The sequence below is a fragment of the Frigoribacterium sp. CFBP 13729 genome (assembly GCF_014841875.1).
Classification (GTDB): domain Bacteria; phylum Actinomycetota; class Actinomycetes; order Actinomycetales; family Microbacteriaceae; genus Frigoribacterium.
In genome coordinates, this window is the sequence record NZ_JACYUR010000001.1 from 1,314,049 (window position 1) to 1,335,716 (window position 21,668).

Sequence of the window (21,668 nt, forward strand, 5' to 3'; positions counted from 1 at the left end):
GCGGCTGTCCGGTCGCCGAGTCGCCTTCGCGACCCGCGCCTCCTGCGTGTGAGGATGTCGACGATGGACGAAGAGGTCGGCACCGGGGCGACACCGCCGCCGTTCCGCGGTGCCGTGCACGGCGACGACCTCGACGCGGCCCGCGAGCTCTACGAGGCCCAGTACCCGGGCGAGGGGTTCCGGCTCGACCAGCTCGACCGACCGTTCGAGTACCGCTACGCGGCGGTCGGCGACGGCGACGTGTCGCTCCGCACGTCCGAGTTCCACGGGTCGGCCCGCGGCACGGCCGACGCCGTGCCCGAGTACGTCTTGTCGTGGCTGGTCGAGGGGCGCGGCACGGTCGACGTCGGACGCGACGCGGTCGAGCTGCGGCCGCTCGTGCCGCGGATCGCGCCGACCCGGGCCTACTCGTTCGACTTCTCCGACTACCGGCAGCGGCTCGTGCACGTCAGCGCGGCGCACCTGGAGCGGCTGGCCGCCGAGCGCGGCGACGTGACGTCGGGGCCCGTCACCTTCTTCCACGCCGCGCCCGTCGGGGACGCGGCGCTGCGACGCTGGCGTGCCGTGCTCTCGGAGACGACCCCGGTGTTGCTCGACCTCGCCGCGCCTGCCCTGCTGCGGGCCGAGGCGAACCGTCGACTCGCGCTGGCGGTGCTCGAGACGTTCCCGCACGAGGCCGGGCAGGCTTCGGCCGTGGCGCTCGCCCCCGGCGCCCCCGTCGCGCCGGGGGCCCGACGACTCGCCCTCGCCGTCGAGTACCTGCACGCGCACGCCCACGAGCCGATCGGCGTCGCCGACGTCGCCCGGGCCGCCGACCTCAGCGTGCGGGGGCTGCAGGTGGCCCTGCAGCGAGCCCTCGACGTCAGCCCGACGGTGCTGCTGCGCCAGATCCGGCTCGACCGGGTGCACGCCGACCTCTCGGTCGCGACGCCCGAGACCGCCACGGTCGGGAGCGTCGCGCGCCGCTGGGGGTTCAGCCACCTCGGACGCTTCTCGGCGTCGTACCACGAGCGGTTCGGCGAGCACCCGAGCGTCACGCTGCGGAGCTGACGGGCGCCGCCGCGCGGGGACGAGCGCCGCTCGCGAGCGGAGAGGGCGACGCCCGGACCGGACATCGGCGGGCGGCCGGGGCCGAGTGGTGGCAACGTGGCAGGGTGACCGACTACCAGAGCTCCCCAGACACCGCCGCACGACCCGGACGCGGACGGACGGGCACCGTCGACGACGCCTCGCACGCCCCCCAGCCGGACGGCCGCGACCTGATGGGCCCGGTCGAGAACCTCACGCGCATCATGTGGACCGGCACGCTGTGGTTCGCCGCCGCAGTCGTCGCCGTGGCGCTCGCCCTCGGCGCCGTGCTCGTGTCGGGCTGGCGGCCCGACGTGCTCTCGACGCCGATCGAGACGCTCTTCTGGATCGGCGCCTCCGTCGTCGCGGTCAGCCTCGGCCTGATCGGCTGGTCGGGCTGCCCGATCCTCGAGGTGAGCGTGCCCGTCGCCGACCGCAACAAGACACGCACCATGCAGCTCGGCACCTTCAGCTTCCTGGTCGGGTCGGCCGCGACGATGCTCGCGGTGCTGCTCGGGCCGGCCAGCTGAGGGAGCGTCCGCGCGGGTCGACGCAGGGCGTGGCGTTGCCTCGCCGTGCTCGGCCCCGCTAGCATCGTCGCGAGATCGAATCGATTCGATCAGCGGCTGCCGTGATCAGCAGCGCCGCGGCTGCCCTGATGGGCAGCGCCGTGGTCGGCCCCTCCCCGGGCCGCGCCTCCCTCGCCCAGACAGACACGAGAGACCCGACGATGTCGACGACGTCCCCCCGACCCGGCACGCCTGCCGCACCCGACCACGAGACCCGACGGGCGCGGCTGGCCGTCGCGCTGCTGTTCCTCACGAACGGCGCGCTGTTCTCGAACCTGCTGCCGCGCTACCCGGCGATCAAGGAGGCGCTCGACCTGTCGAACGCCTTCTTCGGCCTCGCCGTCGCGGCCGGCCCGGTCGGCGCGATCGTCGCCGGGCTCGCGGCGAGCTGGCTGATCCGCCGCTTCCGGTCGTCGCGTGTCGCCGTCGTCGGCACGGTGGTGACCGCAGTCGTGGTGCTGCTGGCCGGCCTCTCCCCCGTCGGCGCCCTGTTCGCCAGCGCGCTCTTCGTGGCCGGGGCGCTCGACGCGATCGTCGACGTCGCCCAGAACTCGCACGGCCTGCGCGTGCAGCGGCGCTACGGGCGCTCCATCCTCAACTCGTTCCACGCGATCTGGAGCGTCGGCGCCGTCGCCGGCGGCCTGATGGGCGGCGCGGCCGCCGGGCTCGGCGTGCCGATCGGCGTGCACCTCGCGATCTCGGGGGTCGTCTTCGGCGTGGTCGCCGTCGTCTCCTACCGGCTGATGCTCCGGGGGCCGGAGCCCGCCTCCGAGCTCGAGGAGGCGCCCGCCACGCCGACCGAGGGGGTCGCGTCGTCGTCGACGTCCGCCCCGGTGCCCGTGGCGGGTGCCGAGACCGACGCCTCCTCGGGGATCGGCTCGGGCAGCGACGACGGTGCACGCGTGCGCCGCTCGGCCGTGAAGCTCGGCACCTGGGGCGTCCTGGTCGCGCTCGTGCTGATCGCCGCCTCCGGCACGGTCGTCGAGGACGCCGGCAACACCTGGGCCGCCCTCTACCTCTCGGGCTCGCTCGGCGCCGGCGTGACCGTGGCCGCGCTCGGCTTCGTCGCGCTGCAGGGCGCCCAGTTCGTCGGGCGGATCCTCGGCGACCGGCTCGTCGACCGCTTCGGCCAGCGCGCGGTCGCCCGGGTCGGCGGGGCGCTGGTGTTCGTCGGGATGGGGCAGGCCCTGGCGTTCCCGTCCGTCGGCACGACCATCCTCGGCTTCGCCCTCGCCGGCTTCGGCGTCGCGACGCTGATCCCCGCCGCGATGCACGCGGCGGACACACTGCCGGGGTTCCGGCCGGGCACGGGACTCACGCTCGTCAGCTGGCTGATGCGGCTCGGGTTCCTCGCGGCGCCGCCGTTGATCGGGGCCGTCGCCGACGCGAGCTCGCTGCGCGTCGGGCTGCTGCTCATCCCCGCGGTCGGGCTCGTCGTGCTCGCGCTGTCGGGCGTGCTCGCGGGGCGCCGGCGCCCGCTGCCGCACCTGCACGGCTGACGCTCAGCGCTGCATTGCCCTCGGCGGCGGGAGCGCTGCCCCGCAAATGCCGACCAGCGGCCGCCTCCGTGACCTGCAACAGGGGGAAAAGCACGTATTGCGGGTGCCTAGGTCGGCATTTGCAGAAAATACCCGCGCGTTGCGGCGTACGGACCCGCACGGGTGCGGCTCGCCAGCGCATCGGCGCCGGCAGGTCAGCGGACGGGCGCGGCGGCCACGCGGCCGAGCTCGCCGTGCACGAGCGAGGCGAGCTCCGCGAACGACCGCGTCTCGCCCTCCGCGATCCAGAGGCCGAACGCGACGCCGAACACGGCCAGGCAGGCCTGCCCGGCGAGGGACGCCGCCGGCTCGGGCACGCCGCGCGCGGCCAGCACGGCGGCGACGTCGCGCGCGAGGCCGGCGAGCTTCAGCAGCTCACGCTCCTGCAGGGCAGGGTGCGCGTCGATCACCGTCTGGCGGCGACGCGACCACGCGCGACGGTCGTCGGGGAAGAACTCGCTCGCCCCGCGCAGCGCCGCGGCGACCAGCTCGGCCGGGCCGGCGCCCTCGGGGGCGTCGTCGACGCCCGCCGTGAACCGGTCGGCGAGCAGGTGCTGCCCCTCGAAGAGCACCTCGCGCTTGTCCGAGAAGTGCCGGAAGAACGTGCGCTCGGTCACGCCGGCGGACGACGCGATGCCGGAGGCGGTGGTCTCGTCGAAGCCCTGGGTCACGAAGAGATCGAGGGCGGCCGCCTGCAGCCGCTCCCGAGTGCCGGGTTCCCATCGAGCCATGGTCCGAGCCTAGCGTCGCCAGGTCAGGGATGACAGCGGCTGACATCAGGTGTACGGTCTCGACATGGCTACGTCAGCCACTGACATCACTGGTGCCGCTCCTCCTGCGGCCCTGTCAGCAGAGAAGGAGAACACCATGCGCGTCTTCGTCACCGGAGCATCCGGCTGGATCGGGTCGGCCGCCGTCGACGAGCTGCTCGCCGACGGCCACGAGGTCGTCGGGCTTGCTCGATCCGACTCGTCCGCCGCCGCGCTCGAGCGCCGCGGCGCGGTCGTCCGTCGGGGCGACCTCGACGACCTCGAGGGTCTGCGGGCCGGAGCCGCCGACGCCGACGCGGTCGTGCACCTGGCCAACAAGCACGACTGGTCCGACCTGGCCGCGTCGAACCGGGCGGAGCGGAGGGCCGTCGAGACGGTGCTGGGAGAGCTCGAGGGGTCGGGGCGGCCGTTCCTCCTCGCCAGCGGCCTCGCCGGGCTCGCGAACGGTCGGCTCTCGACCGAGGCCGACCGGTCACCGCACAGCGGCCCGGAGGCTCCCCGGGGCGGCACCGAGGCGCTCGCCCTCGAGTTCGCCGACCGCGGCGTCCGCACCGTCAGCCTGCGCTTCGCCCCGACCGTGCACGGCACCGGCGACCAGGGCTTCGTCGCCCTGATCGCGGCCGTGGCCCGGGAGAAGGGCGTCTCGGCCTGGATCGGCAACGGGTCGGCGCGCTGGCCCGCCGTGCACCGCTCGGACGCCGGTCGGCTCGTCGCGGACGCCCTCGTCGCGGCCACGCCCGGCCTCGTCCTGCACGCCGCCGCCGAGGAGGGCGTCTCGACCCGTGCGATCGCCGAGGCCCTGGGCGACTCGCTCGGCCTGCCGTCGACGTCGGTGGCACCTGCCGACGCCGGTGCCCACTTCGGCTGGATCGGCGGCTTCTTCGGCCAGGACATGCCGGCGTCGTCCGAGGCGACGCTTCGCCTCCTCGGCTGGTCGCCGTCCGGCCCGACCCTGCTCGACGACATCGCCGGCGGGGCGTACTCGGCGGCCTGAGCCGACCGGCGAGGCCCGCACGTCGGCCGGAGCCGGTCGGCAGCGCCGGGTGGTCGTCCTCCTGTCCGCGACGCGAACCAGAGGGACGGACCCTCGGGCAAACCGCCAGGAGGCGCGGGTACGAACGAGAGGACAGGCCGCAGGTGCGGCCGAGGAAGGCAGGAACCATGACCGAGATCACCGCCCACCACGGGCTCTTCAAGGACACGAACCTCCACGTCGACGACTTCGGCGGCAGCGGACGCACCGTCGTGCTCATCCACGGCTGGCCCCTCTCGGGCGAGTCGTGGAGCAAGCAGGTCCCCGCGTTCGTCGAGGCCGGCTACCGCGTCGTCACGTACGACCGCCGCGGCTTCGGACGCAGCGACAAGCCGAAGACCGGCTACGACTACGACCACCTCACCGAGGACCTGCACACCGTCCTCACCGAGCTCGACCTGAACGACGTGACGCTCGTCGGCTTCTCGATGGGCGGCGGCGAGGTCGCGCGCTACTTCAGCAAGTACGGCACCGAGCGCCTGCACAGCGTGGTCTTCGCGTCGGCCGTGCCCCCGTACCTGATGAAGACCGACGACAACCCCGACGGGCCCCTCACCAAGGAGGCGGCTGCCGAGATGACCGCCGGCCTCACCAAGGACGAGGACGCGTTCTACGACGACTTCACCACCGGCTTCTTCTCGGTCGACGGCGAGCTCAAGGTGTCGGAGGCGGACCGCCAGGACGCGCTGCGCCTCGCGAAGCAGGCCGACAAGGCCGCGGCCCTAGCCGCGATGAACTCGTTCGCGACGACCGACTTCCGCGAGGACCTGACGAAGGTCACCGTGCCGACGCTGGTCATCCACGGCGACGGCGACGCGACCGTGCCCTACGAGGGCTCGGGCGCGCGCACGCACGCCGCGATCGCCGGCTCGGAGCTGCACGTCATCGCGGGTGCGCCGCACGGCGCGAACGTCAGCGACGCGGACGAGTTCAACCGCGTGGTGCTGGAGTTCCTCGCGCGCTGAGGCCGCGGCGAGGTCACACGACACCCCTGATCGTGCATCACACCCCCGAATTCGAGGGTGTGATGCTCAATCGGGGGTGTTCCGCGTCTAGGAGCTGACCGGCGGGCGGTCCATGGTGGCGACTCCCGACGAGATGCCGATGATGATCGCGATCGCTCCGCCGAGCACCGAGAGCCCGAGGAACAGCCAGAGCGGTGCGGCGCTCCCTCCCACGCGGCGCCGCAGGACGACGCTGCGACCGATCAGGTAGATCAGCACGCTGAGGATCGACCAGGCCCAGTGGAACGGCCGCTCGACGCCGCGCGCCCGCAGCGTGCGCCGGTCGAGCCAGGAGAGCACGACGAGGCCGATGCCGACGACGAGGCTGACGACCATCGCGAGCGTGTAGTCGCCCTGCTGCACGCCGGTGCTGCCCGGCGCGAGGAGCTCGACCGACCGCCGGATCTCGACCGCGGCCACGACGAGCGTGACGATCGGCGAGAGCGCGAGCGCGGCCACGTACGGGGTCGCGCCGATCTGCTGTCCCGTCACGGGCGGCCGGGGCTCGGCCCGCTCGGTGACCGGTGCGGCCGTCGGGCCGGTCTGCGGGGCGGCCGTCGGCGCCGCCGGTCGCGACGAGGAGGCGCCCGTCGCGCCCCCGAGCAGTCGGTCGTCTCGCTGCGGATCGGTCACGGTGTCCCCCTCGTGGTCGTCGCCGCCGGGGAGCCCTGCTCCGCGACGGCGGCCCGGACGTCTGCGTGCCGGGCTCGTCCCGTCAGCCTAGGACCGCCACCTCGACGGTGCGTGCAGGCCGTACACCGGGCCGCCGGCGCCTCCGCACCCCTCGGACCCGCGCACACCCGTCGGCGCGAGCGCGGGTGTGCGCGGGTCCCGCGGGTGCGGGCGAGCGCAGTCCCCCGCGAGGGTCGCCTCAGCGCAGCGACCACTCCTCGCCGACGGCACGCCGGACGGTGCGCTCGGCGGTGATCACCTGGACGTCGTCCGGGCCGACGGACCGGGCCGTGCCGTCCCGCGCGACCACGACCCCGCCGCGCTCCGGGATCGCGAGCACGGGGCGGCCGGACGCGCGGGAGTGCCGCCGGGCCGCCGCCTCCTGGTCGTCGGTCCAGTGCGGCAGCACGTCGTGGCCGTGCACGAGGTCGAGGCCGCGCGTGTCGGTCGTGCCCACGTCGTCGGGGTCGGCGGCGCGGGCGAGGTCGACGTCGGCCCCCGCGAGCACGGCGCCGGCGCTGCCGCCGTAGAGCGACCCGCCGCCGAGGAGGTGCGCGTGCAGCAGGTCGAGGAGGCCCGCCTCCCGCAGCGCCTGCAGCAGGTCGAACGTGTTGCCGCCGAGGACGGCCACGACGTCGAGACCGCGTCGCCCGGGAGCGCCGGGTCGGCTCAGCCGGGGCTGGCCAGGACCGGGCTCGTCGAGCCGCGACCGGTCGACGCCGGTCTCGGTCGTCCCCCAGACGTCCACGTCTTCCACGCCGATCGCGAGCAGCGCCTCGGTCGCCCACGCGCCGGCCGCTCGACGATCGACGGCGGCGCGGTGGGCGAACGGCCAGACCACGACCCGCGAACCAGCCGGGAACGCCTCGGCCCACAACGCGGCCTCGTCGGCCTCGGAGCCTCCGCCGCCGAGGAAGACCAGCCCGGTCACGGCGCGGGAGTGACGATCAGGTGCTCGCGGAGCAGGGTGGAGTCGGCCGGGACCTCCGGGTCGGCGACCGCGGACCACGTGCCGCGGAGGCCCTCGCCGTCCTCGACCGACATGCCGCCGCCCTCGTCGCCGCCGCAGCCCGAGAAGACGTCGTCGAGCGCGCCGCCGGTGCGGACGACCGCCTTCACGAGGCAGAACTCGCCGGCCTCGTTCCGGGCTGCCCACCAGCGGCTGCCCTCGGCGTCTCCCAGCAGGTGCGACGACTCCGGCGCGAGCGTGTCGACCGCCTCCTGGCCGTCGGGCAGTGCGTCGGCCGCCACCTGCTCGTCCTCGAAGACGGACGGGCCCCAGCCGAAGGAGCAGCCCGCCGTCGTCCCGAGCACGGCGATCGCCAGCGTGGTCGCGAGCAGTGTCCCCCTGGTGCGCATGCGGGGCCGGGCCTCAGGGCCGGTACTCGGGGCGCTGGTCGGGGCCGGGCACGGGGCCGGGGTGCGGCTTCTGCGCGCCGTCGCTGCCGAGCACGGCCACGGCCGAGAGAGCCGTCTGCACGCCGACCAGCAGCACTCCCCCGACAGCGCCGAGCACGCGCAGGAGGCGGCGGCCACGACCCACACGACTCGTCACGACGCCCCCTCCCCGGCCTGGCCGCTCGGGGGCCGGACCGCGGTCGGCGACGCGCGCCGCGCCTCCGGCGCCCGGCTGTCCGTCCGTGCTGCACGCGTCGTACGCCGCTGCCGCTGCTCGTCGCGCAGCACGAGGCACAGCCCCACGAAGCCCGCCGCAGCGGCGAGCGGCGCCATCCACCAGATCATGTGCCGACCCTGGCACGTCGCGGGTGTCTCGTCCAGGGGCAGGCACGACGCATCCAGGAAGGCTCGGCCCGCGCCTCCTGGACCGTGCACGGATCAGGACGATCTGGACCTGAGTTGCGGGGATCAGGACGCATCTTCCTGAATGAGGAGGGCAGCGGCGGCGGGCTAGCGGAGCACGAGGCGCGGGGCGAGCAGGCGGTGCCGCGGGTCGGCGGCCGAGCCGGGCGAGGCGACGCGGGCTGCGGGGCCCTGGTGCAGCAGCAGGTCCAGGGTGGCGTGGGCCACCTCCTCGACGGGCTGGTGCACGCTCGAGAGGCCGAGGGCCGCGGCCACGGGCGTGTCGTCGTAGCCGATCACGGGCACCGACCGGCCGAGCACCATGAAGGCGCCGAGGGCGAGCGAGTCGCTGGCACAGACGACCGCGTCGATCGTGCGGCCGGTCTCGGCCAGGTGGGCGACGAGCTGGCGGACACGGTCGGAGGCGAGCGAGACCTGGTCGTCGACGGTCAGGTCGACCTCGTCGAGCTCCGCGGGGTCGAGCCCGCCGTGGGCGAGCATCGTGTCGCGCCAGCCCTGCCGTCGCTCCGTGCCGATGCCCGAGGTGGACGGCCAGCCGAGGAAGACGACGCGGCGGGCTCCCCCGTCGAGCAGGGCGCGGGTCGCCTCGGCGACCCCGTGGTGCCCGTCGACGTCGACCCAGCGCCGGGCCGGGTCGGCCACGTCGCTGCCCCACGGCCGTCCGAACGACACGAAGTCGGCCTCGGCGCGCAGCAGCCAGTCGGTGCGGGGGTCGTCGTACGAGGTCGACGTGAGCACGAACGAGTCGACGTCGGCCCCGTCGAGGAGGCGGCGGAACTGGGCGACCTCGTCGAGCGGGTCCTTCGCCGTGAAGAGCAGCACGCGCAGGCCGTGCTCGTCGGCCCGCTCGGTCAGGGCGTGCAGGAACCGGTCGAGCACCGCCCCCGAGATGCCGTTGGCGACCGGGTCGAGGCGCACCCCGATCGTCGAGCTCTTGCGGGTGCGCAGCCGCCGCGCCGAGGCGTGGGGGCGGTAGGCGAGCGAGGCGATCGCCTGCTCGACCCGGGAGCGCGTGGCGGGAGCGACGATGTCGGGCGTGTTCAGCACGTTGGAGACGGTCTGGCGCGAGACCCCCGCCTCCTTGGCGACGTCCACGACCGTGGGCAGGCGCGGCGACTCGACACTCGGCACCGCCCACCTCGTCTCGCTCGTCATCGTCGTCGCCCGTCGGCCCCGCGTCGCAGCTCTGCGTCGTCCGCGGAGCGCACCCCGCCGCGACCTCGATTGACAGCCGCGCGAGCAAGTGCCTACTCTAGCGACCACCCGGTTTTGATCGTTCAAACCCGTGACGACACGACCACCGGGACGACCGTTCTCGACGAGGAGACACCGTGCAACGACGCATCCGCCGCCTGATGGCCTTCGGCGCCATCGCCACCGTGACCGGGCTCGCGCTCACCGCGTGCGGCTCCGGCTTCAGCGAGGGAGGCGGCGACGGCGCGAGCTCCGACGGCGCCCTCACCTCGAGCGACGACTCGCTCACCGTGCTGATCGCCTCGAGCGGCGACGCCGAGGCCGCGGCCGTCCGCGACGCCGTCGCGAGCTGGTCGGGCGACAGCGGCACCGACGCCGAGGTGAGCGTCGCCAGCGACCTGCCTCAGCAGCTCAGCCAGGGCTTCGCCTCCGGCTCGCCCGCCGACGTCTTCTACCTCTCGACCGACGCCCTCGCGGGCTTCGCCGAGAACGGCAGCCTGCTCGCCTACGGCGACCAGCTCAGCGAGACCGACGACTTCTTCCCCACGCTCGTCGACAGCTTCACCTACGACGACGAGTTCTATTGCGCACCCAAGGACTTCTCGACCCTCGGCCTCGTCATCAACGAGCAGATGTGGCAGGAGGCGGGCCTCACCGACGCAGACGTGCCCACCGACTGGGACGGCCTGTCCGACGTCGCGGCGAAGCTCACCACCGCTGACCACGTCGGCCTCGCGTTCGGGGCCGAGTACGCCCGCGTCGGCGCCTTCATGGCCGAGGCCGGCGGCTCGCTGACGAACGAGGACGGCACGGAGGCGACGGTCGACTCCGACGAGAACGTCGAGGGCCTGACCTACGTCAAGGACCTGATCACGAGCGGCGACGCCGCGTTCGCCGCCGACCTCGGCGCCGGCTGGGGCGGCGAGGCCTTCGGCACCGGCAAGTCCGCGATGACCGTCGAGGGCAACTGGATCGCCGGAGCCATGAACGCCGACTACCCCGACGTCGACTACCGCGTCGCCGAGATGCCCGCCGGCCCCGGCGGCCAGGGCACCCTGCAGTTCACCAACTGCTGGGGCATCGCCGCCGACAGCCCCAACCAGCAGGCCGCGCTCGAGCTCGTCGAGCAGCTCGTCAGCACCGACCAGCAGCTCGCCTTCGCCGACGCGTTCGGCGTGATGCCGAGCGTCCAGTCGGCCGCCGACCAGTGGAAGACGGACAACCCCGGCTCCGCGGCCTTCCTCGACTCGGCCGACTTCGCCGTCGGCGTGCCGACGCAGCAGGGCGCGGCCGACGTGATCGCCGACTTCAACTCGCAGCTCGAGGGCCTCAGCTCGGCCGAGCCGGCCGACCTGCTCGAGTCGTTCCAGTCGAACTACGCGGCGATCCTGCCGTGAGCACCGCCTCGCCCCGCGTCGGACGCAGGGCCCGCCCCGGCACCGCCTCGCGGGGCGAGGCCACCTCAGGCTGGCTCTTCGTCACCCCGACCATCGTGATCCTCGGGCTGTTCCTGCTCGTCCCGATGGTGATGGCCCTGTGGGTCAGCGTCTCGGACTGGAGCGGCCGCGGCTCGCCGTTCAGCTCCTCCGTCGGCTTCGTCGGCCTGCAGAACTACGACGACCTCGTGAACGGAGGCGGGCTGGCGGCCCGCGACTTCGGGATCTCGCTGCGCAACAACGCCTGGTACGTCGTCTTCGTCGTGCCGATCCAGACCGCGGTCTCGCTGTTCCTGGCAGTGCTCGTGAACCGGCAGGTGCTGCGCGGCCGGGGCTTCTTCCGCACCGCCTTCTACTTCCCGTCCGTGACGAGCTCGGTCGCCATCACCGTCGTGTGGCTGTTCCTCTTCACGCAGACCGGCGCCGTGAACCGCGCCCTGTCGTGGCTCGGGATCGAGGGGCCCGCCTGGTTCCAGGACCCGAGCGGCGTCGTCCACAACGCCCTGGGCGCGATCGGCGTCACCGGCCCCGCGTTCCTCACCGACCACGACCTGCTCGGCGTGAGCTGGTGGGACTGGTTCGCCGGCCCCTCCGTCGCGATGAGCGCCTTCGTGCTGATGGCCGTCTTCACGACGAGCGGCACCTTCATGCTGCTGTTCATCGCGGCGCTGCAGAACCTCGGCGGCGACGTGCAGGAGGCGGCGATGATGGACGGCGCGAACGCCTGGCAGCGCTTCTGGCGCGTCACCCTGCCGCAGCTGCGGCCGACGCTGTTCACGGTGCTGACGCTCGGCCTGATCGGCACCTGGCAGGTCTTCGACCAGATCTACACGGGCACGCAGGGCGGGCCCGCCAAGACGACGCTGACGCCCTCGTACCTGTCGTACACCTCGGCCTTCGCCGGGCAGGACTGGGGCCGCGGCGCCGCCATCGCCTTCGTGCTCTTCGCGATCATCGTCGTGCTCACGATCGTGCAGCGCGCCGTGCTGCGCGAGCGTCCCGTCTCGCGACGACGGATGTCGCTCTACGAACCGACGGCCACGAACGAGAAGGAGGCGCGCCGATGACCGCCACGGCCCCCGTCACCGACCTCGTCGGCACCGGCCGGCCCGCCGGGCCTCCCCCGTCGTCCTCTGCTGCGGGGCGGAAGAGCTCTCGGCCGCCGCGCCGCACCTCCTCGCTGGTGTCGTCGTCGGTGCTCTACGCGGCGCTGGTCGCGCTGGCGCTGGTCTACATCGTGCCGTTCCTGGTGAGCGTCGCGACGTCGTTCAAGACCGACGCGGACGCCGCGGCCGACCCGCTCTCGCTCGTGCCCGCCACGTGGACCACGGCGGCGTTCCAGACCCTCTTCGTCAACAGCGACTTCCCGACCTGGGCGACGAACAGCGCGATCGTGGCGGTGTTCGTGACGGCCGGCCGCGTGTTCTTCGACTCGCTGGCGGGCTACGCGTTGGCCCGGCTGCGGTTCCGCGGGCGGGGCGTCGTGTTCGCCGCGCTGATCGGCGTCATGGCGGTGCCTAGCGTGGTGCTGCTGATCCCGAAGTTCCTGGTGATCAACCAGCTCGGCATCTACGACTCGTACGCCGGCATGATCATCCCGCTGCTCGTCGACGCGGCCGGGGTGTTCATCATGAAGAACTTCTTCGAGTCGATCCCGCCGAGCGTCGAGGAGCAGGCCCGCATCGACGGCGCCGGCACGTTCCGTGTCTTCTGGTCGATCGTGCTGCCGATGGCCCGTCCCGCGCTGATCACGATCATCATCCTGTCGTTCCAGGGGTCGTGGAACGAGCTCTCGCACTTCATCATCTCGACCCAGTCGCCCGAGCTGACCACCCTCACCAAGGGCGTCGCGGGGCTCGCCTCCGGGCAGCTCAGCCAGGGCAGCCAGTACCCGGTGAAGCTCGCCGCCGCGGTCGTCATGACCATCCCCGTCGCCGTGATCTTCTTCGTCTTCCAGCGCCAGATCATGAACATCAGCGACGGGGCCGTGAAGGAGTGAGGGCGCGGGCCGGCATCCCGCCGGGGCCGGCTCCGTCCCGCTCACGCCGCAGCACCTCCCCCGCACGCCCCTCAGCGCAAGGACCCCTCCCGTCATGACCGACACCACGTCACGACCCACCACCACCGTCGACTCAGGCGCCGCAGCCGACGCGGCCGACGCCGCCGCGTCGGCCACGTCGGCCACGTCGGCCCCTGCGGCCGAGCCGCTCCAGCCGTTCCTCGCCGCCGAGACCGTGGTGCTCAAGGCGCCCGCCCAGGCCTGGTCCGACTCGACCGGCGCGATGGGCGGCGCTGCGATCCACGGCGTCTGGGTCGGCGACACCCGCGTGCTGCGCGGGCACCGGGTCGAGGTCGGGGGCAGCAGGGTCGAGACGATCGCCTCGGTGCCGCTCGGCGCCTCCTCGATCCGGTTCGAGTCGCTGCTGCGCGGCCTCGACGACCACGGGGCCGACCCCGACGTGCGGCTGTCGTTGCTGCGCGAGATCGGGACCGGCGGGGTCCGCGAGACGCTCACGGCGACGTCGCGCCTGGCTCGCGAGCTCGACGTCGTCGTGAGCGTGGTCGTGCGGCCCGACGCGTCGTCGATGGACGAGGTGAAGGCGGGGCTGCCGGCCGTGCCGCCGCGTGACGTTCAGGTCGACGGGGCCCGCGCCTCCTGGTCGGGCGGCGACGCCGTGACGACGCTGACGACGACCGGCTCGGGAAGCGCGGCGGGCGGGGCCGACGACGGAGGCACGACGGGCAGCGAGGACGCAGGAGGCGCGGCGCAGGTCGAGGCCACCGCCGACGGCGAGTTGCGGCTGACCTGGCACCTCCGTGTGCCGGCCCGGGGCGCCGCCTCGGCCGGGCTCGAGCTCGCGACCGTCCTCGACGGCGCGGTCGTCGCCGGCGTCGAGGGCGACCAGCGCTGGGGCGCGCTCGACCCTGCGCCGCGCGACGACCGTCTGGCCCGCTGGCTCGACCAGGCGCTCGGCGACCTGTCGGCGCTCCGCATGACGACGGCCGACCGACCCGACGACGTGTTCTTCGCCGCGGGCGCCCCCTGGTTCTTCACCCTCTTCGGCCGCGACTCGCTCTGGGCTGCGCGGCTGGCGCTGCCGCTCGACCCCGACCTCCGCACCGGCCTGGGCGTCGCGGCCGGCACCCTGCGCGTGCTCGCAGGCCTGCAGGGCACGCACGAGGTCGCGGCGAGCGCCGAGCAGCCCGGCAAGATCATGCACGAGCTGCGGCAGCGACCGCTCGAGATCCACGGCGAGGGCGTCACGCTCGCGCCCCTCTACTACGGCACGGTCGACGCGACGGCCCTGTGGGTCTGTCTGCTTCACGACGCGTGGCGCGCGGGCCTCCCCGACGACGAGGTGCAGGTCCTGCTGCCGCACCTGGAGGCGGCGCTCGCCTGGATGCGCGACCACGGCGACAGCGACGGCGACGGTCTGCTCGAGTACGTCGACGAGACCGGCCACGGCCTGTCGAACCAGGGCTGGAAGGACTCGGGCGACAGTGTCCAGTGGAGCGACGGGCGCCTCGCCGACGGACCGATCGCGCTGTGCGAGGTGCAGGCGTACGCGCACGAGGCGGCCGTGCACGGCGCCGACCTGCTCGACGCGTTCGACCGACCCGGGGCCGACGAGTGGCGCGGCTGGGCCGACCGGCTGCGGACGGCGTTCCGCGAGCGCTTCTGGGTCACGGACGCGCGAGGCAGGTTCCCCGCCGTCGCCCTCGACGCCGACAAGCGCGCGGTCGACACGGTCACGAGCAACATCGGGCACCTGCTCGGCACGGGCCTTCTCGACGCCGACGAGGAGGCGCTGGTCGCCGCGCGCCTCGTCGACCCCTCGCTCGCGAGCGGCTTCGGCCTGCGCACGCTCAGCTCGGACGCGGCCGGCTTCTGGCCCCTCGGCTACCACCTCGGCACCGTCTGGACCCACGACACCGCCGTCGCGATCGGCGGCCTCGCCGCGACCCACCACCACGAGGAGGCGCGGCTGCTGTCCGAGGGACTCCTCGCCGCGGCACCGTGGTTCGGCTACCGCATGCCCGAGCTGCACGGGGGCGACGCCGCGGCCGACGTGCCCGCGCCGGTGCCGTACCCCGCGTCGTGCCGGCCGCAGGCGTGGTCGGCGGCCGCCGCCGTCGCGGTGTGGGCGGCGACGTCGCGCGCGTGCGCCTGCGGCGACGCCGGCGGGGCCTAGGGCCGTCCCGGACCTCAGCCCGCGGTGAGGCGGCGGCCGTCGGCGTCGAGGTGGTCGCGCCACGAACGCCTGGCCGTCCAGCCGAGCAGCCGCTCGGCCTTGGCGGTCGAGATGCCCGACGCGTCGACGCGGTCGAGCTCACGGAGCTCGACCGCGTCGCCGTGGTGCTGGCGCAGCGTGGCGGCGAAGTCGTGGCCGCCCGCGTTGTCGGCGGCGGCGACGTAGAAGACCTCGTGGCCCGGCAGGTCGGACTCGGCGGCGAGCAGCAGCGCGTCGGCGAGGTCGTCGGCGTCGACGTAGCTGCCGAAGTTGGCGCTCTCCGGCGACGCCTCGCGCACCTGGGGGCCGAGGTTCTCCTCCCAGTTGCTCTCGTCGTGCACCGTGCTGGGCCGGATCGAGATCGCCCGCAGGTCGGACCGCCGGACGGCCGCGTCCATCAGCTGCTCGCCGAAGGCCTTCGAGAGGGCGTACGGGTCCTGCGGGTGCAGCGGGTGCTCCTCGTCGACGGGGACGTAGTCGGGCAGGAACGGCCGCTCGGGGAAGAAGTTGCCGACGATGCTCTCGCTCGACACGTTGACGAAGCGGGGCACGCCGAACCGGACAGCCGCCTCCACCAGGTTGAAGGTCGACATGAGGTTCGTCTGGAAGACGACGTGCGCCGGGTTCCCCGTGGGCTGCGGGACGGCGGCGACGTGGACGACCGCGTCCGCGCCGGCCACGACGGCGAAGGCGGAGCCCGAGTCGGTGAGGTCGGCCATGACGTACCTGCCCGGCACGACCTCCCCGGCGTCGAAGACGGGCCGGGCGAGGTCGACGCCGAGCACGTCGTGCCCTGCCTCGACGAACCTGCGCACGGCGGCGCGTCCGACCTTGCCGCGCGACCCGGTGATGACGACCTTCACGGTGCTCTCCTCCGACGACCGTCCGCGCCGCCGCCGGTCGAGGCGCCGGGGTCGTCCGCTGAGCCGACGTGCGCGACCCTACGCCGGGACCGGCGGCGCGGGGCGCCGACGGCGGCGCTCAGCCCGTGACCGACAGCGGGGCACGCCGGAGTGCGAGCTCCCAGACGAGCCGGACGTGCGCGGCCATGTCGGTCGTCGGGTCGAGCATCCACTGCAGCTGCATCCCGTCGCTGACCGCGGTCATCACGGCGGCGAGCTGCTCGGCGTCGACGTCCCCCGGCATCTCGCCGATCGCCTGGCGTTGGCGCATCGCGTCGGCCAGGGCCGTGCGGACGCGGACGTATCGCTCGGCGAACCAGGCGTGCGCCGGGTGCGCCGGGTCGCTCGTCGCCGCGGACGCCGTGCTCGTGAAGAGCTGGACCATCCCCGGCGTCTGCGCGTTGCGCCCGGTCACGAGCAGGAACTGGTCGATGATGTCGACGCCGTCCGCGCCCTGGAGGTCCTCGTCGTCCCGGACGGCGAGGATCGCCAGGAACAGCTCCTCCTTGCTGCCGAAGTGGTGCAGCAGGCCCGCCTGGGTCAGGTCGACCGCGGCGGCCAGCTCACGCACCGAGGTGCCGCGCATCCCGTTCCGGTCGACGACCTCGAGGGCCGTGCGGAGGATCTCCTCGCGCTTGGCCACGCCTTTCGCGTACGGACCCCGACGTGACATGCGGCTCAGGCTAGCCGGTGCGGCCGACCAGGTGCGGGAGAGCCCCCGGCGGCGTCGCCCCGAGGCGGCCGGCGGGGGCTCAGAGCCCCGGTCTAGTGCGCGATCACCGGCTCAGGGGCCGTCGATCCGGCGTCGCCGGAGCGGTCGGCCGCGGCCGCCGCCGCCTCGGCCCGGGCCCGCGTGTCGGCCTTCGTGCGGAACAGCGTCACCGCGAGGACGGCGCCGAGCAGGAAGAAGCCGGCGCCCCACGAGTACGCCGTCGCGTAGCCGTGCACCGCCGCCTCGGCCGCCGTGCGGGCGTCGGCGGGCAGGTGCGACGCGACGTAGCCCGTCGCGGCCGTGGCCGCGAGGGTGTTGAGCAGAGCCGTGCCGATCGAGCCGCCCACCTGCTGGCCCGTGTTGACCATCGCGGAGGCGACTCCTGCATGTCCTCGGTCGACGCCCAGGGTGGCCGTCTGGATCGAGGCAGGCATGATCGAGCCCATGCCGAAGCCGAGCACCATGAGCGCGGGCAGCACGTCGCGGGCGTACGTGCTGTCGAGGCCGAGACGGGTCAGGTAGAGCATGCCCGCCGCCCCGAGGAGCATGCCGAACGGCACCATCACCTTCGGCCCGAAGCGCGGCACGAAGACGTTCGTCGACAGCTGCGCCGCCAGGATCAGCATGCCGATCATCGGCAGGAACGAGACGCCCGTCTGGATCGGCGTGTAGGCGAGCGAGGTCTGCAGGTAATACGTGACGAACAGGAAGATGCCGAACATGCCGGCCCCGGCGATCGTCACCGACAGGTAGGCCGCGCCGCGGTTGCGGTCGAGGACCACGCTGAGCGGCAGCAGCGCGTGCTCCGCGCGGCGCTGCCACAGGACGAACGCGACCAGCAGGACGCCGGAGGCGGCGAGGAAGCCCCAGGTGAGCGGCGAGCCCCACCCCTCGGCCTCCGCGTTCGAGAAGCCGTAGACCAGCGAGAAGAGCGCAGCCGAGACCAGCAGCGTGCCGGGCACGTCGAGCTTCGGGCGAGGGCCCTGACGCGGCACGGTGTGCAGGAACAGCACGGCGCCGACGACGGCGACGACCGCGATGACGACGTTGATGTAGAGGTTCCAGCGCCAGTCGGCGTTCTCGGTGAGGACGCCTCCGAGCAGGAGGCCGAGCGCGCCTCCTGCCCCGGCGATCGCGCCGAAGACGCCGAAGGCGCGGGCGCGCTCCTTCGGGACCGTGAACGTGGTGGTGAGGACGGCGAGCGCCGTCGGGGCGAGCAGCGCGCCGAACGCGCCCTGCAGGGCCCGGGCCGCGACGAGCGTGCCGAAGCTGCCCGCAGCGCCGCCGAGGGCCGAGGCGAGCGCGAAGCCGACGAGGCCGATCACGAAGGTGCGCTTGCGGCCCATGAGGTCGGAGAGGCGGCCGCCGAGCAGGAGGAGGCTGCCGAAGGCGAGCGAGTAGGCGGTGACGACCCACTGGCGGTCGCCGTCCGAGAAGCCGAGGTCGGCCTGCGCGCTGGGCAGGGCGATGTTCACGACGGTCGAGTCGAGCACCACCATGAGCTGGGCCAGTGCGACGGTGGTGAGGGTCCACCAGCGGCGGGACGCCACGGCGGGAGGGCCGCTCGTGGCGGGTGAGGTCTGGGTCATGTCGGGGACTCTATACGGTCCGCGACAGTTTCGGAACTACCCAGTTTCGGATATGTCCGCCTAGGATGGGGAGGCCGACGAAGGAGGCAGGGAGCGATGACGCAGGACGACGCAGCCGTCGAGGTCGAGACTCCCGTCGAGCCCGGATCCGGCGTCGAGGCGGGGACGGCTTCCCCGAAGCTGGGCCGCAAGCGCGACCACTCGCGCGACGCGGAGATCCTGCAGGCGGCGATCGACGTGCTGGCCGAGACCGGCTACGACGGGATGACCATCGAGATGGTCGCGACGCGGGCCAAGGCCGGCAAGGCGACCGTCTACCGGCGCTGGGCGTCCAAGAGCGACCTCGTCATCGACGCGGTCGCGTGCATGAAGGCCGCCCCCGGCCCCGGCGACCCGGTGGGCCTGCCCGACACCGGCACCCTGCGTGGCGACCTCGTCGCGATGATCCGGCCGCACTCGATCCAGGACAACGAGAAGAAGCTCAAGGTCATGGCCGGCATCGTCTCGCTGCTCGCCGACAGCCCCGAACTCGCCGCCGCCGTCAACACGGCGATCGTCCAGCCCCGGGTCGAGATCAACCGCCGGCTGCTGCAGCGGGCCATCGACCGGGGCGAGATCCCTGCCGACATCGCGATCGACGACCTCGCGCTCATCTCGCCGTCGATGGTCGCCTACCGCACGATCATCATGAAGCAGCCGGTCGACCGCGCGTTCCTGCTCGGCCTGATCGACGGCGTCGTCCTGCCCGCCGTGGGGCTCCGCCCGCTAGCCGACCCCGGCACGTAGGCGAGAAGGGACGAGGCGGGGGCGGGCCCACGCCAGTCCGGTCCCTTCTCGCCTGTCGCGCCGCCCCGGCGCGGTCGCCGACGCCCCCCGTCAGCGGAAGGCGCCGAGCTGGCGCTCGACCGGCACGGTCCCCTCGACGACGACGTCGCCGGTGTGCGCGGTGGTGACCGTCTCGATCAGGACGATCTCCACCTCCTCGTCGGCGATCGGGTTGTGCTGCACCCCGCGGGGCACGACGTGGAACTGGCCGGGGCCGAGCACGACCTCGTGGTCGTCCGGCAGCTGGATGCGGAGGCGGCCCGAGACGACCAGGAACATCTCGTCCTCGGCGTCGTGGGCGTGCCACACGAGCTCGCCGAGCAGCTTCGCGACCTTCACGTACTGGTCGTTGACCTGCCCCACGACCCGAGGCGTCCAGTGCGCCTCGACCTGGCGCAGCTCGCGGGCGAGGTCGATGCCGCTGATGTCCGTCATGGGGACATCCTGCCGTGCGGGCGCGCCACTGCCCTGCCGTTCGGCTGCCTAGGATCGGCGTGGGAGGCGCGGGTGCGGCCCCGAGGGGAGGCCGGTCGTGGGGCACGAGCTGCAGGACGAGGACACGAGGGCGGGCTCCGTCCCCGTGCGCTGGTACGAGCCCGGGCGGCGAGGCCAGGACGACCGGACGCCGGGCCCCACGCTGTTGTGGCTGCACGGCGGCGGCTTCTTCCGGGGCAGCCTCGACATCCCCGAGGCACACGAGGTCGCGACCGCACTCGCCGGCCGGGGCCTGCGGGTCGCGACAGCGGGCTATCGGCTGGCACCGCCTCCTGGACTCGGCTGGGCCAGGTCGTCGGCGGTCACGCCACGCGCGCGCTTCCCGGCTGCCCTCGACGACGTGACCTCAGCCCTCGAGGACGTGCTCGCCCGATCGCCCCACGGCGTGGTGCTCGGCGGAGCCAGCGCGGGTGCGTGCCTCGCGGCCGCGGCGACGCTCCGCGCCCTCGACGAGGGCGTCCGCCCCGTCGGGGCCGTCTTCGCGTACGGGTTCTTCCACGGGGTGCACCCTCGGGCACACGATCCGCGACAGCGGTCGCAACGCCACCGTCGCGTGACGCACGCCCCGTGGGCCCTCGACGCGATGAACCGTGGCTACGCCGGGTCGCGACGGACCCTGGGCGACCGCCTCGCCTTCCCCGGCGGGCACGACGTCGGGCTGTTCCCTCGAACGCTCGTCGTGAACGCCGAGCACGACAACATGCGTGCCTCCGGCGACCTCTTCGCGTCGGAGCTCGCCGCCTCGGGCGTCGACGTCGAGCACCACGTCCTCGCAGGGACGCGCCACGCCTTCCTGAACCGGCCGGACCTCGTCGAGTTCACGACGACGACGTCGCTGATCGCCGACTGGATGCTCTCCCCCGACGCGGCTACCCGAGGTCGGCCCCTGCCCTGACGGGGCTGCGACGAGGTCGGGTCCACCGTCTCGGCTGCGGTCGCTCGCCCTGCAGCTCGGGGGCGCCCTAGGCGTCCTCGTCGAGGAGGCGCGTGAGCTCGGGCGCGAGGGCCGCGGCCCAGAGCTGGTGCACCCGCGACCACGACCAGAGGCGGCCGCGCACCTGCGCGGCGCCCGCGTCGAGGTCGGGGAAGCGCACGAAGACGCAGTCGCCGCGACGACGCACGAGCTCGGCGGTCGCCGCGTCCAGCCGAGCGACCTGCCGCCGGATCAGCTCCCGGCCCGTCCAGGCGGTCTCGGTGAAGCGGTCCATGGGCGGGATGCCGCCGACGATCACGGGGGTGAGGACACGGCCGGGCCGACGAGCGCAGTCGAGGAGCCGGTCGAGGTCGCGCGTCCAGGTCTCGGCCGAGGTCATCAGCATGACGTCGCTGAAGCCGAGGGCGACGACGGTCACGTCGACGTCGGCGAGCGCCGCGGTCCCGTTCTCCGCCGCGTCGCGGACCGTGAGCAGGGCGGTCCCGTCCTCGATCCAGACCATCGGCCGACCGCGACGCGCCTCGACGAGCGAGGCCACCCGGGCGAGGGTGGTGAGGTCGTCGTGGAGCACGCCGAAGCGGGCCCCGGCGGGGCTGCCGAGCCAGCCGACCCGGTCGGCCGACGGGTCGGCCCGAGCCTCGACCGCGGCCTGGAGCGCAGCCGCCGTCGGGGCAGGCGGGAACGTCCCGCCGCGGACGAGGTGGCGGAACCAGGCCAGCCGGAGGCGCAGCACCGGACGCAGGACCCACCGCGCCAGCTCCGTCGCCCCCATGATCGCGACCGTACCCCGTCGCCGCCGCCCGTCGACATGAGTGATCCGCTGAGCGCACCCACGCCTCCTGCGATGTCCGCGGAACGAGTGCCGCCTCCCTCC

23 protein-coding genes are annotated in these 21,668 nt (G+C 73.9%); 11 read left to right on the forward strand and 12 right to left on the reverse strand.

Annotated features, from left to right (window positions below):
* The first annotated feature begins 63 nt into the window (after window positions 1-63).
* The 3 genes from IFT77_RS05980 to IFT77_RS05990 all read left to right on the forward strand — a co-directional run bounded on the left by IFT77_RS05980 (window position 64) and on the right by IFT77_RS05990 (window position 3,136).
* Window positions 64-1,050 (forward strand): helix-turn-helix domain-containing protein, encoded by a 987-nt coding sequence (locus IFT77_RS05980; protein WP_192169423.1) that lies wholly within the window; start codon window positions 64-66, stop codon window positions 1,048-1,050.
* A 104-nt stretch (window positions 1,051-1,154) separates the two neighbouring features.
* Window positions 1,155-1,598, forward strand: coding sequence for a hypothetical protein (locus tag IFT77_RS05985; protein WP_192042683.1), 444 nt, complete (start codon window positions 1,155-1,157; stop codon window positions 1,596-1,598).
* A gap of 200 nt (window positions 1,599-1,798) precedes the next feature.
* On the forward strand, window positions 1,799-3,136 hold the full coding sequence (locus IFT77_RS05990; RefSeq protein WP_192169424.1) for an MFS transporter: 1,338 nt from the start codon (window positions 1,799-1,801) through the stop codon (window positions 3,134-3,136).
* A gap of 194 nt (window positions 3,137-3,330) precedes the next feature.
* Here IFT77_RS05990 and IFT77_RS05995 read toward each other — a convergent pair whose 3' ends face one another.
* A complete protein-coding gene (locus tag IFT77_RS05995) occupies window positions 3,331-3,906 on the reverse strand; it encodes a TetR family transcriptional regulator (RefSeq protein WP_192042682.1) in 576 nt (191 codons plus the stop codon).
* 64 nt (window positions 3,907-3,970) lie between these two features.
* Here IFT77_RS05995 and IFT77_RS06000 point away from each other — a divergent pair, with 64 nt between their 5' ends.
* Window positions 3,971-4,939, forward strand: a complete 969-nt coding sequence (locus IFT77_RS06000) for an SDR family oxidoreductase (protein ID WP_305798186.1) — start codon at window positions 3,971-3,973, stop codon at window positions 4,937-4,939.
* 167 nt (window positions 4,940-5,106) lie between these two features.
* On the forward strand, window positions 5,107-5,943 hold the full coding sequence (locus IFT77_RS06005; RefSeq protein ID WP_192042681.1) for an alpha/beta fold hydrolase: 837 nt from the start codon (window positions 5,107-5,109) through the stop codon (window positions 5,941-5,943).
* Window positions 5,944-6,030: 87 nt separating this feature from the next.
* On the opposite strand, the gene IFT77_RS06010 is transcribed toward IFT77_RS06005, so the two are convergent.
* The 6 genes from IFT77_RS06010 to IFT77_RS06035 form a co-directional block, all read right to left on the reverse strand.
* Complete coding sequence (locus IFT77_RS06010) at window positions 6,031-6,615, reverse strand: hypothetical protein (RefSeq protein WP_192042680.1); 585 nt, start codon at window positions 6,613-6,615, stop codon at window positions 6,031-6,033.
* Window positions 6,616-6,853: 238 nt separating this feature from the next.
* Window positions 6,854-7,585 carry a Type 1 glutamine amidotransferase-like domain-containing protein gene (locus tag IFT77_RS06015; RefSeq protein ID WP_192042679.1) on the reverse strand — a complete coding sequence of 244 codons (732 nt, stop codon included), beginning with the start codon at window positions 7,583-7,585 and terminating at the stop codon, window positions 6,854-6,856.
* The gene (locus IFT77_RS06020; protein WP_192169425.1) at window positions 7,582-8,013 is read right to left on the reverse strand and encodes a hypothetical protein; all 432 of its coding nucleotides are present in this window, start codon (window positions 8,011-8,013) and stop codon (window positions 7,582-7,584) included. The genes IFT77_RS06015 and IFT77_RS06020 overlap by 4 nt, the downstream gene beginning before the upstream one ends.
* Before the next feature lie 13 nt (window positions 8,014-8,026).
* Window positions 8,027-8,209, reverse strand: coding sequence for a hypothetical protein (locus IFT77_RS06025; RefSeq protein ID WP_192169426.1), 183 nt, complete (start codon window positions 8,207-8,209; stop codon window positions 8,027-8,029).
* Window positions 8,206-8,397, reverse strand: coding sequence for a hypothetical protein (locus IFT77_RS06030; RefSeq protein WP_192169427.1), 192 nt, complete (start codon window positions 8,395-8,397; stop codon window positions 8,206-8,208). The genes IFT77_RS06025 and IFT77_RS06030 overlap by 4 nt, the downstream gene beginning before the upstream one ends.
* A gap of 165 nt (window positions 8,398-8,562) precedes the next feature.
* The gene (locus IFT77_RS06035; protein WP_371740951.1) at window positions 8,563-9,606 is read right to left on the reverse strand and encodes a LacI family DNA-binding transcriptional regulator; all 1,044 of its coding nucleotides are present in this window, start codon (window positions 9,604-9,606) and stop codon (window positions 8,563-8,565) included.
* Window positions 9,607-9,830: 224 nt separating this feature from the next.
* On the opposite strand from IFT77_RS06035, the gene IFT77_RS06040 reads away from it, so the two are divergent.
* From IFT77_RS06040 to IFT77_RS06055, 4 genes are all read left to right on the forward strand, one after another.
* Window positions 9,831-11,066 (forward strand): extracellular solute-binding protein, encoded by a 1,236-nt coding sequence (locus IFT77_RS06040; RefSeq protein ID WP_192042749.1) that lies wholly within the window; start codon window positions 9,831-9,833, stop codon window positions 11,064-11,066.
* Complete coding sequence (locus tag IFT77_RS06045) at window positions 11,063-12,172, forward strand: carbohydrate ABC transporter permease (RefSeq protein WP_371740952.1); 1,110 nt, start codon at window positions 11,063-11,065, stop codon at window positions 12,170-12,172. Before IFT77_RS06040 ends, IFT77_RS06045 begins: the two co-directional genes overlap by 4 nt.
* Window positions 12,169-13,104 (forward strand): carbohydrate ABC transporter permease, encoded by a 936-nt coding sequence (locus tag IFT77_RS06050; protein ID WP_192169429.1) that lies wholly within the window; start codon window positions 12,169-12,171, stop codon window positions 13,102-13,104. The genes IFT77_RS06045 and IFT77_RS06050 overlap by 4 nt, the downstream gene beginning before the upstream one ends.
* A 94-nt stretch (window positions 13,105-13,198) precedes the next feature.
* Window positions 13,199-15,298 carry a glycogen debranching N-terminal domain-containing protein gene (locus IFT77_RS06055; protein ID WP_192169430.1) on the forward strand — a complete coding sequence of 700 codons (2,100 nt, stop codon included), beginning with the start codon at window positions 13,199-13,201 and terminating at the stop codon, window positions 15,296-15,298.
* 14 nt (window positions 15,299-15,312) lie between these two features.
* On the opposite strand, the gene IFT77_RS06060 is transcribed toward IFT77_RS06055, so the two are convergent.
* From IFT77_RS06060 to IFT77_RS06070, 3 genes are all read right to left on the reverse strand, one after another.
* Entirely contained in the window at window positions 15,313-16,200 is an 888-nt protein-coding gene (locus tag IFT77_RS06060) for an NAD-dependent epimerase/dehydratase family protein (RefSeq protein ID WP_192169431.1), read from the reverse strand.
* 118 nt (window positions 16,201-16,318) lie between these two features.
* A complete protein-coding gene (locus IFT77_RS06065) occupies window positions 16,319-16,912 on the reverse strand; it encodes a TetR/AcrR family transcriptional regulator (RefSeq protein WP_192042672.1) in 594 nt (197 codons plus the stop codon).
* Between the two features lie 92 nt (window positions 16,913-17,004).
* Window positions 17,005-18,540, reverse strand: a complete 1,536-nt coding sequence (locus tag IFT77_RS06070; protein ID WP_192169432.1) for an MFS transporter — start codon at window positions 18,538-18,540, stop codon at window positions 17,005-17,007.
* A gap of 96 nt (window positions 18,541-18,636) precedes the next feature.
* On the opposite strand from IFT77_RS06070, the gene IFT77_RS06075 reads away from it, so the two are divergent.
* Window positions 18,637-19,326: a TetR/AcrR family transcriptional regulator gene (locus IFT77_RS06075; RefSeq protein ID WP_192042670.1), complete on the forward strand. Its 690-nt coding sequence runs from the start codon at window positions 18,637-18,639 to the stop codon at window positions 19,324-19,326.
* A gap of 90 nt (window positions 19,327-19,416) precedes the next feature.
* Here the strand turns inward: IFT77_RS06075 and IFT77_RS06080 are convergent, their stop codons facing one another.
* Window positions 19,417-19,800 carry a cupin domain-containing protein gene (locus IFT77_RS06080; RefSeq protein ID WP_192169433.1) on the reverse strand — a complete coding sequence of 128 codons (384 nt, stop codon included), beginning with the start codon at window positions 19,798-19,800 and terminating at the stop codon, window positions 19,417-19,419.
* A 97-nt stretch (window positions 19,801-19,897) separates the two neighbouring features.
* Between IFT77_RS06080 and IFT77_RS06085 the strand changes: the two genes are divergently transcribed.
* The gene (locus IFT77_RS06085) at window positions 19,898-20,755 is read left to right on the forward strand and encodes an alpha/beta hydrolase fold domain-containing protein (protein ID WP_192042668.1); all 858 of its coding nucleotides are present in this window, start codon (window positions 19,898-19,900) and stop codon (window positions 20,753-20,755) included.
* 67 nt (window positions 20,756-20,822) lie between these two features.
* Here IFT77_RS06085 and IFT77_RS06090 read toward each other — a convergent pair whose 3' ends face one another.
* Complete coding sequence (locus IFT77_RS06090) at window positions 20,823-21,566, reverse strand: hypothetical protein (protein WP_192169434.1); 744 nt, start codon at window positions 21,564-21,566, stop codon at window positions 20,823-20,825.
* Window positions 21,567-21,668: the final 102 nt, after the last annotated feature.